We start from the raw sequence: 13,473 nt of genomic DNA, 5'->3' as shown, positions 1-13,473 counted from the left end.
CGTGCGTGGGGACTCAGGACCCGATGAAAACCGTCCGAAAAAGTAGCGCAGACTTCCAGTCTGCCTCGGTGAGGCAAAGCAGGCTGGAAGCCTGCGCTACGGGGAAACGAATGAGGATAATTAACCCGGACGTGTTTGCGTAACACGAACACGGTTACACGAGGCGGTGTTTACGAATTTGCGTTTAGACTAAGGTTTACTGCCACCCTGAGCTCACGCTCAGGGCCACACTCGGTTGATCACACTAGGGGAGACTCTCCTCGTGGCCTTGCGCGTGAGCGCAGGGTGTTTTTCTCCAACAGAATTAACGCCACCTCGACTGGAGTGTTTTAAGCTCAGCTTGAGCGCGGACTGGCGAGCGCTCAGCCCTTGGTGCCGCCGATCACCCCGTCGACCAGCCAGCCCATGGATTCGAGCGCCAGGTCCTGCTGGAGGTAGGATTTGCCAGCGGGAAGGATCTCCTTGCCGGTGTTATCCTTGAGTGGACCTTTGAAGATCACCAGCGAGCCGGCGATGAGGCCGGCCTTGGCGGCGTCGGCGTCCTTCTTGGCGGCGGCGCTCACGGCCGGGCCGTAGGCGGAGACGCTCACGAAGCCCTCTTTCAGGCCGCCCCGCACGAGGTGCGGAATGGTGCCGGCGGCGAGGGTTTTACCCGCTTTGACCGCCTCGGCGTAGTCGGTGTAGACCTTCGTCCAATTCCACTCGGCACCGGTCAGATAGCCCTTGGGCGCAAGCTTGGCACCGTTCACATGGTAACCGGTGACATAGACCCCGCGGCGCTCAGCGGTTTCCAGAATGACCTTGGGGCTGTCCACGTGGCAGGTCAGCACATCGACACCCTGGTTAATCAAGCTGGTGGCGGACTCGGCCTCCTTGACCGGCACCGACCAGTCGCCGGTGAAGACGACCTGCACGGTGGCAGTAGGGTTAACCGAACGCGCGCCGAGCAGGTAGGCGTTGATGTTGCGCAGCACCTGCGGGATGGGCTTGGCGGCGATGAAGCCGAGTTTGCCTGACTTGGTCGTATGGCCGGCCACAATACCGGCGACATAAACCGCCTCGTCGATGTAACCAAAGTAGCTGCCGACGTTGGCCGGATGTTTGGCGGCGTCATAGAGACCGCCGCAGTGGAGGAACTGCACCTTGGGGTATTGTTTGGCGACCTTCAGGATGTGCGGGTCGAAGTAACCGAACGAGGTCGGGAAAATCAGGGTGGCGCCCTCGAGCTCGATCATGTTGCGCATGGTCTCCTGGGCGGCGGTGGTCTCGGGCACGCTGGCCTCCTCGGTAGCCTTCAGCCACGGGAGTTTCTGGATACCGGCGCAACCCTCGGCCTGGGATTGGTTGTAGCCGTAGTCGTCCTTGGGGCCGACGTAGATGAAGCCGACGGACATTTCCGCGGCGAAGGCGGCAACCGCCATCGAAAGGACGGTTGCGAACAGGAGCAGTGAACGGGTGTGTTTCATGGAATTAAAAAGACGGTGGGACGGACGATCGCTGAGCAGTTAACCGGCCAAAGGGCGCGGGATCAGAAGTGGACTTCGGCCTGGAGCTGGAAGACCGAGGCGGTGCAGCCACCGGTGCTGTCGGCGGAGGAATCATTGCCGAATTTGTTTTTCCAATACTGGTAGCCGGGCCCGACGTAGAAGGTGCCCTTTTTGCCGAAGGTGGAGCCGACATCGAACATGAGGGCGGCCTCCGTCAGCCACTCCGCCTCGGTGTTGACGCCGAAGCCGTCCTTGCCCTTCGGCCCGATGTAGCTGGAGAAGCCCTTAAAAACCACGGGCAGACCGAGTTTAAAGTTGATGCCCCACGCGGCGCAAAGTGCCCAGGTGGCGTCGAACTCGACGTGTTTATTAACGATGGAGTTGTTATTGTACTCCTTGTCCAACATCAGCCCCAAAGAGAAGAAGCCGGGGACTTCGAAATCAACGGAGGGACCGACCCAGAGCTCGCGCACAGCGGGGCTGAAGGTGTCGTTTTTGTAGTTAACGTCGAAGCCGGTGACGAAGCCGTAATCGCGAATGATTCCACTCTTAAAGGACTTCCCGGTCACCTTGCTCAGGCTGAGCGTATGCCGGTAAACCACATAGACTTCCTCGGCACCATCGGGCCCGCCGTCTTCTTTGTCGTTACCGTCGGACTTCAGGTAATCGATGTTCAAGAAGTTGCTGCCGTACTTATAGCCGTCGACGTGCTGGAACTGGAGAATGTCTTTGGAGATGTCCTTCGAGTTCACGGGCTCGCGGTACGTGGTGCCGGTGCGATAGCCGATGAAGTTGTCACTCCATTCGAAAGCGCTGGCGGCGGCGGTAAAAGAAAGCGCGGCGACGAGGGCGGCGCTGGCAACGGGACTGAGGATACGTTTCATGGGCTGACGTGGTGTGGAAGCGAGGGTGGATTGGGTCAGGCGATCGGCCTGACGTTCTGCACCCTGCTTTAGCCACCCGTATGCCAGCCGTTCAGGCTTCATTTAAAATACTTACCGTTAACGGGTTGCGGTCACTGAAAGCCGGTTACAGCTTTCTTGTGCCGAAAAATGCAACGCCGCACTAGCCTTGCTGCGGGCCTGAGTGTCGCCAAATGCGACACTCGAATTTGGGCCAAAAACGTGCCTGGCCCGGAAGCGGTGATTTCGCGGCTTTGGCGTACAACCAGCTGATTAAAAACGCGCAGGTGGTTCGGCTGCGCAGGGGCGACCCGGAGCTGAAAACACCTTGAGCTCACGCTCAAGGCCACGAGGAGTCGGATTATCCGGCGCTTGGTCCTTCGGCATGTAGCCCCTCCTGGTGGCCTTGAGCGTGAGCTCAAGGTTCAGCGTAATCCTCCCCTCGAGCGCAAATTAGCCCTCAGCCTTCGATGACGATCAGGGTTTCGCCGGCGGCGACCGGGCGGCCTTCCACGCATCGCACTTCGCGCACCTTGCCGGTTCGGGAGGCCACCACGGTTACCTCCATCTTCATCGATTCGAGAATCACCAGCGGCTGGCCTTCGCTCACCGTAGCACCGGCTTCGACGAGGATTTTCCAGATGTTGCCCGGGATGTGCGATGGGGTGGCCACGCAACCAGCGGGGATCGCCTGCTCGTCCACCACGGCGGCCGACTCGTCGCTCGCGGAGAAGTTGAGCTGGCCGCTCTCCACCCAGCGCTGCCGCTCGGCTTCGAAGGCGGCCTGCTGCTTGGTTTTGAACGCGGTGATTTCTCCGGCGTTGTCGGCGAGAAACTGTTGGTAATCGCGCAGGCGGAAGGTGGTTTCCTCGATCTTCAGCTTCACTTTGCCCTGCGGGAAATCCTCGCGGAATTTCGTCAGCTCGGCGTTGGACACCGGGTAAAAACGGATCTGGTCAAAGAAGCGCAAGAGCCACGGTTTGCCGTCCACGAAGTCGGCGGTCTGCTTGTAGCGGTTCCACATCTGGCAGGTGCGGCCAATGAACTGGTAACCGCCGGGGCCTTCCATGCCGTAGATGCACAGGTAGGCGCCGCCGATGCCGACCGCGTTCTCCGGAGTCCAGGTGCGGGCGGGGTTGTATTTGGTGGTGACGAGGCGGTGGCGCGGATCGATCGGCGTGGCCACGGGCGCGCCGAGGTAAACGTCGCCGAGGGCGAGCACCAGGTAGCTCGCGTCGAAACAGATCCGGTAAACCTCCTGCAGGTTCGGCAGGTCGTTGATGCGGCGGATAAACTCCAGGTTGCTCGGGCACCAGGGGGCGTCCTTGCGCACGATTTGCATGTACTTGCGGATGGCGAGTAGGGTGGATTCGTCCTCCCAGGACAGCGGTAGGTGGACGATGCGCGAGGGCACTTCCATGTCGTCGACTGGCGGCAGTTCGCCCTCGGCGCGCAGGAGAATTTCCATGAGCCGCTCCATGGGCAGGATGCGGTAATCGAAGTGGATCTGCAACGAGCGGATGCCGGGGGTGAGGTCGATCAAGCCGGGGATAGGGTGCCGTTTGAGCAAGGTGAGCAGCGCGTGGGCGCGCATGCGCAGGGCGATGTCGAGCTGGAGCGGGCCGTATTCAACCAGGATGTACGAATCACCGGCCCGGCGATAAACCACGGCGGGCGCAGTCGGCCGCGCTGGGAGGTGATGAATAACTGCGGGCTCGGAGGGAGTGTCACCTAATGGGTGACACTTTGGCTTGGGCGCGCGCTTGAGGGACTCGACTTCGGAGTCCTGGGCGAGGGCGAGGATGCGGGCGTGCTCGGCGGTGAGGGCGACGAAGCGGACTTGGTCGCCGGGCTTGAGCTGGCCCATTTTCCAAAGTTCCGCTTGCACGATCGTGAACGGGCACACGAAACCTCCGCAGCTGGGGCCGTCGGGGCCGAGGATGATCGGCATGTCGCCGGTGAAATCCACCGCGCCAATCGCGTAGGCGTTGTCGTGGATGTTCGAGGGGTGCAGCCCGGCCTCGCCGCCGTCGCGTCGCGCCCACTCGGGCTTCGGGCCGATCAGGCGCACGCCGGTACGGGCGGAGTTGTAGTGAACTTCGTAGGCGGTCGTGAGCAGGACTTTGATGTCGGCCTCGGTGAAGAAATCAGGCGCACCGTGCGGGCCGTAAAGCACGCCGATCTGCCATTCGCGGGTGAGCGGGGGCTGGATGGTGGCGGGGGCGCGTAGGAGCGGGGCAGAGTCGGTCACGCCGGCGGGCGTGGAGCGGTGGACGCGCAAGACGTCGCCGGTGCGCAGGGCGCGGCCGGCGTGTCCGCCGAACAGGCCGAGGGTGAAGGTGGATTTGCTGCCGAGGTAGTCGGGCACATCGAGGCCGTGGCGGATCGCGAGGTAGGTGCGCAGGCCGGGGCCGGCAATCGAACCGATGCGCAGCGTCTGGCCGGCGCGGATACGGAAGGCGCGCTGGGCGGCGACCGGTTTGCCGTCGAGAGTGGCGGGCATATTCGCGCCGGTGAGCGCGACGACCGCGGCGGTGTTGAAGCGCAGTGACGGGCCGTTGACGGTTAACTCCAGGCCAGCGGCGGTGTCGGGGTTGCCAACCAGGCGGTTGGCCAGGCGGAAGGACAAATTGTCCATCGGGCCGGAGGGCGGCACGCCGACGTCCCAGTAACCGATGCGGCCCGGGTAGTCCTGCACGGTGGTCTGGGTGCCGCCTTCGAGGACTTCGACCGTCGCGGGCGTGTAAGGCAGCGTGGCGAGGTACTTGGTGGTGACGGCACCGGCGCGAAAACCTTCGCTGGCGATGATCTGGCGCAGGTACGGCAGGTTGTTTTCCAGGCCGTAAACGCGGGTGTCGGCGAGGGCGGCGTCAAGGCGAGTGAGGGCGTCGGCCCGGTCGCTGCCGCGCACGATGATTTTGGCGATCAGCGGGTCGTAAAACGCCGAGACTTCGCTGCCGGTTTCAACCCAGGTTTCGATGCGCGCGGTTTTGGGGAAAAAGACGTCGGTGAGGGTGCCGGCGGCGGGCTGGAAGTTTTTCCCGGCGTCCTCGGCGTAAAGGCGCACCTGGATGGAGGCGCCGCAGGCGGACGGCGTGTAGGTGCGCAGGTCGAGCTCACCGGCGGCGGCGCGGATCATCCATTCGACCAGGTCAACGCCGGTGACTTCCTCGGTGACGCCGTGTTCCACCTGGAGGCGGGTGTTAACTTCGAGGAAGTAGAATTGGCCGGTGGCGTTGTCGTAAACGAACTCGACGGTACCGGCGTTGGTGTAACCGGCGGCGGTGCCGAGGCGAGCGGCGCAGGCGAGCAATTCGCTGCGCTGGGCGGCGGTGAGGCCGGGCGCGGGGGTTTCCTCGACCACCTTTTGGTTGCGGCGCTGGACCGAGCAGTCGCGTTCGCCGAGGGCGACCACGTGACCGTGGGAATCGCCCAAAATCTGGACTTCGATGTGGCGTGCGTGCTCGACGAACTTTTCGAGGAAGACGCCGCCGTCTTTAAAGTTGTTTTGGGCGAGGCGGACGACGGAGTCGAAGGCGGTGGCGAGTTCGGCGGGTTTGCGGATGAGGGACATGCCGATGCCGCCGCCGCCGCCGGTGCTTTTGAGCATCACCGGATAACCGATACGGGCGGCCTCGCGCTGGGCGGTGGCGAGGTCGGGAAGGAGGTCGGTGCCGGGGAGCAGCGGCACGCCGTGGGCGCGAGCGAGGGCGCGGGCGGAGTGCTTGGGGCCGAGCTGGCGCATCTGCGCGGCGCGGGGGCCGATGAAGGCGATGCCGGCGGCTTCGCAGGCTTCGACGAAGTCGGCGTTTTCAGAGAGGAAGCCGTAGCCGGGGTGGATGGCCTGGGCACCGGTGGCCTTGGCGGCGGCGAGGATTTTCTCGGCGTCGAGGTAGCTCTGGGCGGCGGGAGAGGCGCCGAGGTGGACCGCTTCGTCGGCTTGGGCGACGTGGAGCGAATGGCGGTCGGCGTCGGAGTAGACGGCGACGCTGGCGATGCCCATTTTTTTAAGGGTGCGGATGACGCGACAGGCGATGGCGCCGCGGTTGGCGATGAGGACTTTGGTGAACACGGGGACGGGGAAGTCGGAAGAAGTCGGAGGATTCGGAAGGGTTACACAGAGGGCACGAGAGGTGGCACGGAGATCACGGAGACGGAGGCGGATTCGGAGGTTTTAACCACTAATGGGCACTGATGAACACTGATGTCGGAATCGGAGGAGAAAGATTAAGATAAAGAGGAAAGAGAAAGATTAGGGCCAGATGAGGACTTCGACGGGGGTGGGGTTGTAGGCGTTGCAGGGGTTGTTGAGCTGGGGGCAGTTGCTGATCAGGCAAACGACGTCCATGCGGGCGACCATTTCCACGTATTTACCGGGCGCGGAAACGCCGTCTTCGAATTGCAGGCCGCCGGTGGGCGTGACCGGGACGTTCATGAAAAAGTTAATGTTCGCCGGGATGTCGCGTTTGTTGAGCTCGAAGCTCGTCGCGCCGGGCCAGGTCATCAGGCCGAGCAAAAAGCTCTGGCGGCAGGAGTGCATGTGGCGGGTGCCGTGGCCGTAGCGGACGGTGTTGCTTTCGCAGGCACATGCGCCGCCGAGCGTGTCGTGGCGACCGCAGGTGTCGGCGGTGATCTCGACGAGCACGTTGAGTTCGTTGGAATACAGGCGGGTGCCGGTCGTCAGGTAGATGCCGCCGTTTTCGCGGATGGTGTCCTGGGCGCTGTAGCGTTCGCGGAAGTCGGTCGCGTTGTAAAACAGGGTGTCGGCGGCTTGGTTGCCTTCCAAATCGAGGATGCGGAGGGTTTGTCCGGCCTTGATTTCGTGCATCCAGAAATCGCCGGCGGGGATCGTGCGGCGGTAAATCGCGGCGGCGGGTGCGTGGGGGGATTCGGTGTAGATGAGGACGGACATGGAGGAAACGGAGACAGAAGGGTTACACAGAGGGCTCGAGAGGTGGCACGGAGGTCGCGGAGACGGAATTAAAAGGCGGCGAGTTCAGCGTTGTGGAAGGCGCGCTCGTTTTCGGGGCGGTAGGTGCGGCAGTAATCGTCGGCCGGGGGCGGATCACTGCGGTAGCGCTGGAGTTTTACCGGCTTGGGGCCGTAGGCGGACGACGTGTCCAGCGGGTGGTGACAGGTCGTGAGTACGATGAGCAGGTCCATCTCGGCGCGCAGGTCGATGAAGTCGCCGGCCTGGGCGTGGTCGGGGACGAAGGAAAGGCGGCCCGCGTCGTCGGTGGAGAGCTTGCTGAAGAAGTTAACGTTGGGGACGAGGTCGCGGGCGTTGAGGCCGTGTTTGCCCAGCTCGATCAGGAAGTGGTCGCGGGAGTTGCGGTGCCAGGCGTTGCGGGCGGTCTGGTAGGTTTTGGCGCCCCATTTTTGCTCAACGTGGGCGGCGGTGTCGTGGCCGCCGAGCGGGTCGTGCCAACCAAGTGTGTCGCCGGTGATCGACGCCATCGCCCGGCCCATGTCGGAGACGAGGATGAAGCCGGTGGTGAGGCGGGCGGTATGCTGGCCCTTGAGCGTGTCGGCCATGTTGTAGCGGTCGAGCAGCTCGTGGCGGTTGAAGCAGAGGAAGGAAACATTGGCGCCGGCTTCGAGGGCGGTCAGGCGCAGCGTGTGGTGGCGGCGGAGCGTGAATGAGACGGCGGTGCCGCCGGGGAGGGTTTCCTCAGTGAGCAGGCGGTCGGCAGGAATGGCGCCGGGCTGCGGCACGGGGCCGGTGGGGCGGGCGGTGGTGAAAGTGGTGCCGGTGGCGGCGGGCGGGACGAGGAGCGGCATGGCGGTGTTACGATTTTATTAAAACGTGTTACTGCAAGAACGATGCCAGCGGGGGCTGGCGGCCGAAAATAGCAGGATGAAAGAGGCAGAGCGCGGAGGGGACGCTTGGGCCGAGGGAGGGACCACCTCCGTGTGGTCTGGCTCGGTGCTGAGAAGTAGCGCAGACATCCCTGTCTGCATCGGGCGTTTGTCTGGAGTGGCTCGAAGCAGACTGGAAGTCTGCGCTACTTTAATCACAGCAGCGGCGGCAGGGTGGTGGCGGTGAGGTTGAGCTTGCCGGTGCGCACGCCGCGGCAGGTGGTGAGTTCGTCGGCTAGGGTTTGTAGGTCGGAGGCTTTGCCCTGCACGAGGAGAACTTCCATGTAATTATGGTGCTCCAGGTGCACGTGCATGCTGGTGACGATCATCAAAAAATACTTGTGCTGGATCGCCGCCAGCCTGGCTTGCAGGCCTTTGGTGGTGTGGTCGTAAACTAGGCTGATCGTGCCGGCCACCGACTCGGTGCCGAGTTGCCCGGCATAATCCACCAACCCGTCGCGGGCGAGCGCGGCCACCGCTTGAGAACGGCTGGCGTAGCCGCGGTTTTTGACCAGCCCGTCGAGCTCGTCCAGGAGGCTTTCGGGCAGCGAAACACTGAAGCGGGCAAGGCGGTCTTTTTTTGCGGCGGCGGCGGTCATGGGAAAGGAAAGTTACACAGAGAACACGAGAGGCGGCACAGAGGTCACGGAGCAAATCGTCCGGTGACCTCTGGCTTGGCTTCTGGACTCAGAACATGCGGGCGTAGCGCTCGATTTCCCAGGCGCTGACCTGCTGGTGATACTGGCGCCATTCTTCGGATTTGTAGGCGATGAACTCGTCGCGCAGGCCTTGGCCTAGGACCTTGGTCACAAACGGGTCGGCGGCGAAGGCCTTGACCGCTTCGTCCAGGGTGCGCGGGAGTTCTTGGATACCACGTTTGGCGAACTCTTCCGGGCTGAGTTCGTAGAGGTTGTCCTCTTGCGGCAGGCCGGGATCGAGTTTTTCGCGTATGCCTTCCAGGCCGGCGGCGAGCGCGAGGGTGGCGGCAAGGTAGGGGTTGCAGGCGGAGTCGGCGTTGCGGCTTTCGCAGCGGCCGCCGCCCATCGGCACGCGCACCGAATTGGTGCGGTTGTTGGTGCCGAAACTATTAAAAACCGGCGCCCACGAAAAGTAGCTCATCAGGCCGCGGCGAACCAGGCGCTTGTAGCTGTTCACCGTCGGTGCCATCGCGGCGCAGATCGCCGGGCCGTGGCGGAGGATGCCGGCGATGAAGTGGTAGGCGACAGGCGTGAGACCGAGGCCGCGCGGGTCGTCCTTTGGATCGCACTTGAAGGCGTTTTTGCCCGTGGCGAGGTCGGACAGCGACATGTTGAAGTGCGCACCGTTGCCGGTTTTGTCGGCGAAGGGTTTGGGCATAAAGGTCGCCAGCAGCCCTTCCTCGGCGGCGAACTGGCGCGCCATCATGCGGAAGAACACGTAGCGGTCGCACATCGTGAGCGCGTCCGAGTAGTTGAAATCGAACTCGAACTGGCTGTTGGCGTCTTCGTGGTCGAGCGAGTACAGGTCCCAGCCGAGGTCGTTGATCGCGGTGGAAACCTTGTCGAGCCACGGGTAGCGGTCCATGAAGCCTTTGACGTCGTAACAGGCTTTGTTGAGGCGGTCGTCGGGGTTGGGCATCAGGAGGCTTTTGCCGTCGGGGCCGAGTTTCACGACGTAGACTTCGCACTCGATGCCGAGGTTCATGCCGAAGCCGAGGCTGGCGGCGTCAGCGAGGACCTTTTTGAGGGCAACACGGGTGTTAATCTCGTAGGGCTGGCCTTTGAAGGTGTTGTCGGCGGGGAACCAGGCGACCTCCTTGTTCCAGGGGAGAACGCAGCCGCGGTCGAGGTCGGGCAGGGAGGCGATTTCGTCGTCGTTGGGCGACTGGCCGAGGCCGTCGAGGGCGTAGCCGGTGTAGAGTTCGGAGCCGTGGGCGAAGTGCAAAAAGTGGTCGATGGGCACGAACTTGCCCTTGGGCACGCCGTGGATGTCCACGTAGGCGCCGACGACGTATTTTACGCCTTTGGCTTTGAGGTCGGCTTGGATGGAGAGGATTTCGGAATCGGATTTCATGAAGATGCGGAGGTGGAGTTGAGATTGGGAGATGCGGAGTTGCGGAGTGGTTACACAGAGGGCACGAGAGGTGGCACAGAGGCCACGGAGAGTACGGAGAGATGCGGTTGGGCACGGCGGTGGCCTTGGGGGCGGTGGTCGCCGGAGCGGAACGGGGACGGGTTTGTCACCTATTAGGTGACACTAGGGTTGGGGCCGTTGGTGAAATACGGGGTCGTCAACGGGGCGTTTTCGCGCAGGGCGCGGCGGATGGTTTTGCTCAGGTCGGTGACGATCCAGCCGAAGAGGCGTTCGCCTTGGGCAACGGTGGCGCGGCTCGGGGTACCGGTGACGCCGTTCAAACTGGTGCGGTTAACCGGGTGGGCGAACACGAGGCCGGTGGTGCGGTCGGGGTCGTCGGCCGTGGCGCACAACTCGGGGCGGGCGAGGGCGGGCGCGCGGGCGAGCATGAGCGCGGTCTCGGCTTGGTTGGCGTGCCAGTCGGCGGCGTCGGCGAAAAACGCGGCGCGCACCCGGGAGCTGACCTCGGCGGTGTTGAGCACCGCGATCATAAAGACGTCGTGGCGGGCGCGCAGGATTTCCAGGGCGCAGCGCAGGGGCGCGGCGTTGGTGACATGGCTGTTAACCAAAAACAGGCGGCGCACGCCGGCGTGCCAGAGCCAGTCGCCCAGGTCGGTGACGAGGGCGATCAGGGTTTGCGGCGAGAGCGAGAGGGTGCCGGGCCAGTGGTGGGAATGGCCGAGCGAGCACCCGTAGGCGAGCGGCGGGAGCACCGGCACGCCAGTGGCGGCTGAGACAGCGAGGCAGACGTCGTTGGCGAGAGCGGTGTCCATGCCGGTGCCCAGGTGGGGGCCGTGTTGTTCGGTGGCGCCGCAGGGCAATAGAACGGCGTCCATGCCGCCCGCGATGAGCGCGCCGATCTCGGGCCACGTAAGGTGGTCCCAGCGGACAGGCGTTTTGGCGCTGGCGGGCATGGAGCTGATTGGAAAAAGGGGGCGAACGGGGAAGGTGTCTCGCGAAGCGGGCGAAGGGAGCGAAGATTCGGAGGAAGGGGGGCGTAGGTTGCGGGGCTTATGAGTTCGGGCCTTCGCTTCCTTCACCCCCCTTCGCGAGACAACGGGTTTTATGCGTTACTCGACGTCGTCGCCGATCTGAGTGAGGCGAGTGATTGGCAGGTGCTCGGAGGGCGCGTGGTGCTTGGGGTGGATTAACTCGTCGAGGCGGCGGCGGGTGGCTTGGAATTCAGGCGACTGGAGCTGGTCGAGGCTGCGGGGGCGCGGCACGGGCACCTCGATCACCTCATGGATTTCTCCGGGGTTGGCTTTGAGCACGATGATGCGGTCGGCGAGCAGGATGGCTTCGTCGAGATCGTGGGTGATGAACAGGATCGTCACATCGACGTTGCGCCAGATTTCCAGCAGGTGGGACTGCATCTGGGCGCGGGTCTGGGCGTCGAGGGCGCCGAACGGCTCGTCCATCAGCAGCACGCGCGGGTTGGGGGCGAGGGCGCGGGCGATGGCCACGCGCTGCTTCATGCCGCCGGAGAGCTGATGCGGGTAGTTGTCGGCGAAGTTACGCAGGCCGACCAGGTCAACCCACTGGCGGGCATCGGCCTCGGCTTCGCTGGAGGGGCGGCCGGCCATTTCGAGGCCGAACATCACGTTCTGTTTGACCGTGCGCCAGGGAAACAACGTGTAGCCCTGGAAAACCATGCCGCGCTCAGGCGACGGGCCGCTGGTCTCCTTGCCATCGACCAGCATGCGGCCGGAGGTGGGTTCATCGAGGCCGGCGATGATGCGGATGAGGGTGGATTTGCCGCAGCCGGACGGGCCGATCACGCAGACCAGTTCGCGACGGTGAATTTTTAAAGAGATGTCGCGCAACGCGGTGACAGGCCCCTGAGCACCAGGAAATTGGCGCCCAAGGTGGTCAATTTCCATGACGACGGGGCGCTCTTTGAGTTTGGCAAAACGCTCGGCGACCGCAGGGGACTGGCGCAGGTATTCAGGAAGCGGATCAGGCGTGCTCATGCGGAGGGGGCGGTTTCTTCGATGGGGGCGCGGGGCAGAAACCGGGCTACGGTGGAAGAGATGAACCGGCGCACGCGGCTTGACCGGGGGTTTTTCCAGGTGAAGAGGCGCTCGCCGACGAAGGCCAGAACCTGGTCGGTGGCCAAGCCGATGAAGCCGATGATGAGGATGGCGGCGTAGACGTTGTCGAAGCTGCGGTATTTGGCCTGCTGGTTGATAAAGAAGGTGATGCCACTGCTCACGCCGACCACCTCGGCGACGATCAGGTAAGTCCAGGCCCAGCCGAGTAGGATGCGCAGGTCGTTGTAAAGATCGGGCAGGCTTGCGGGTAGGATGACGCGCAGGACGAGCTGGCGGCGTTTGGCGCCGAGGGTTTGCGCGGCCTCGATTAGGCCGCCGTCAACTTTACGCACTGTGTTTGCGACGACCAGGACCTGCTGGAAAAAGGTGCCGATAACGATGATGGCGACCTTGGGTTCCAGGTGGATTCCGAGCACCGCAACCATGAGCGCACCAAAGGCCGGAGCAGGCATGTAGCGGACAAAATCGATGAACGGTTCACTCAGGCGGGAGGCAGAGACAAAGGCGCCGCAGAGGATGCCGAGCGGCACGCCGATGGCCGACGAAATAAGGAAGCCCCAGAAGATGGTCTTGAGGCTCATCGCGAGGCTCTCGTGGAGCCAAAGGTCGCCTTTGAGGACAGGTGCGGTGGTGAACGCGGTGTAGAGCGCGCGGCCCACTGCGTGCGGCGGCGGCAAGTAGATGGGATTGGCGCGTTCTCCGGTGGGAGGACGCACTCCGGCGGCCTGGGCAGTGGCGACTTCCTTGGCGAAATCCGCGCGCGGAATCTGCAAGCCCGGTCGCATCCAGGAGACTTCGCCGGGTTCGATTACCTTGATGTTGGGGTGCCAGATAAAGGGCACGTAGCTGACGATGCTCCACAGGAGGAGCGGGAGGAGAAAAGCCACGCCCCCGAGCAAACGCCGGCGCGTCGGCGAGAGCTCCTGACGGACGGCAAACCAGCGGGGGCGTGACATGGTGGTGGTGGGAAGAGGAGGCGGTTGTGTCGAATCAATCCCCGGCATTTTAGCCGCAAAAGAACGCAAGGAGCGCAAAGAACAAACCCAGTGTTTTTCTATGCGT

General features: G+C 63.5%; 10 protein-coding genes. All 10 read right to left on the bottom strand.

The window, feature by feature from the left end:
• Positions 1-362: 362 nt before the first annotated feature.
• Positions 363-1,466 (bottom strand): BMP family ABC transporter substrate-binding protein, encoded by a 1,104-nt coding sequence (locus tag H2170_16870; GenBank protein ID MCS6301742.1) that lies wholly within the window; start codon positions 1,464-1,466, stop codon positions 363-365.
• Between the two features lie 62 nt (positions 1,467-1,528).
• Complete coding sequence (locus tag H2170_16865; protein ID MCS6301741.1) at positions 1,529-2,371, bottom strand: outer envelope protein; 843 nt, start codon at positions 2,369-2,371, stop codon at positions 1,529-1,531.
• A gap of 478 nt (positions 2,372-2,849) precedes the next feature.
• Positions 2,850-6,461, bottom strand: coding sequence for an urea carboxylase (gene uca, locus H2170_16860; protein ID MCS6301740.1), 3,612 nt, complete (start codon positions 6,459-6,461; stop codon positions 2,850-2,852).
• Positions 6,462-6,641: 180 nt separating this feature from the next.
• Positions 6,642-7,301, bottom strand: a complete 660-nt coding sequence (locus H2170_16855; GenBank protein ID MCS6301739.1) for an urea carboxylase-associated family protein — start codon at positions 7,299-7,301, stop codon at positions 6,642-6,644.
• 68 nt (positions 7,302-7,369) lie between these two features.
• Positions 7,370-8,170, bottom strand: a complete 801-nt coding sequence (locus H2170_16850) for an urea carboxylase-associated family protein (protein MCS6301738.1) — start codon at positions 8,168-8,170, stop codon at positions 7,370-7,372.
• Between the two features lie 233 nt (positions 8,171-8,403).
• Complete coding sequence (gene nikR / locus H2170_16845; GenBank protein MCS6301737.1) at positions 8,404-8,847, bottom strand: nickel-responsive transcriptional regulator NikR; 444 nt, start codon at positions 8,845-8,847, stop codon at positions 8,404-8,406.
• 88 nt (positions 8,848-8,935) lie between these two features.
• Positions 8,936-10,300, bottom strand: coding sequence for a type III glutamate--ammonia ligase (gene glnT, locus H2170_16840; GenBank protein ID MCS6301736.1), 1,365 nt, complete (start codon positions 10,298-10,300; stop codon positions 8,936-8,938).
• Between the two features lie 173 nt (positions 10,301-10,473).
• Positions 10,474-11,274, bottom strand: a complete 801-nt coding sequence (locus H2170_16835) for a creatininase family protein (GenBank protein MCS6301735.1) — start codon at positions 11,272-11,274, stop codon at positions 10,474-10,476.
• A 156-nt stretch (positions 11,275-11,430) separates the two neighbouring features.
• Positions 11,431-12,330 (bottom strand): ABC transporter ATP-binding protein, encoded by a 900-nt coding sequence (locus H2170_16830; GenBank protein MCS6301734.1) that lies wholly within the window; start codon positions 12,328-12,330, stop codon positions 11,431-11,433.
• Entirely contained in the window at positions 12,327-13,367 is a 1,041-nt protein-coding gene (locus H2170_16825) for an ABC transporter permease (GenBank protein MCS6301733.1), read from the bottom strand. Before H2170_16825 ends, H2170_16830 begins: the two co-directional genes overlap by 4 nt.
• Positions 13,368-13,473 lie beyond the last annotated feature (106 nt).

It is taken from the genome of Opitutus sp. (genome assembly GCA_024998815.1).
Lineage (GTDB): Bacteria > Verrucomicrobiota > Verrucomicrobiia > Opitutales > Opitutaceae > Rariglobus.
This window is presented reverse-complemented; position numbering and strand designations above follow the sequence as displayed.

Coding starts and splice junctions, on each gene's coding strand:
- H2170_16825 (MCS6301733.1), bottom strand. CDS start 13,367: ATGTCACGCCCCCGCTGGTTTGCCGTCCGTCAGGAGCTCTCGCCGACG.
- glnT (MCS6301736.1), bottom strand. CDS start 10,300: ATGAAATCCGATTCCGAAATCCTCTCCATCCAAGCCGACCTCAAAGCC.
- H2170_16870 (MCS6301742.1), bottom strand. CDS start 1,466: ATGAAACACACCCGTTCACTGCTCCTGTTCGCAACCGTCCTTTCGATG.
- H2170_16865 (MCS6301741.1), bottom strand. CDS start 2,371: ATGAAACGTATCCTCAGTCCCGTTGCCAGCGCCGCCCTCGTCGCCGCG.
- H2170_16830 (MCS6301734.1), bottom strand. CDS start 12,330: ATGAGCACGCCTGATCCGCTTCCTGAATACCTGCGCCAGTCCCCTGCG.
- H2170_16850 (MCS6301738.1), bottom strand. CDS start 8,170: ATGCCGCTCCTCGTCCCGCCCGCCGCCACCGGCACCACTTTCACCACC.
- nikR (MCS6301737.1), bottom strand. CDS start 8,847: ATGACCGCCGCCGCCGCAAAAAAAGACCGCCTTGCCCGCTTCAGTGTT.
- H2170_16835 (MCS6301735.1), bottom strand. CDS start 11,274: ATGCCCGCCAGCGCCAAAACGCCTGTCCGCTGGGACCACCTTACGTGG.
- H2170_16855 (MCS6301739.1), bottom strand. CDS start 7,301: ATGTCCGTCCTCATCTACACCGAATCCCCCCACGCACCCGCCGCCGCG.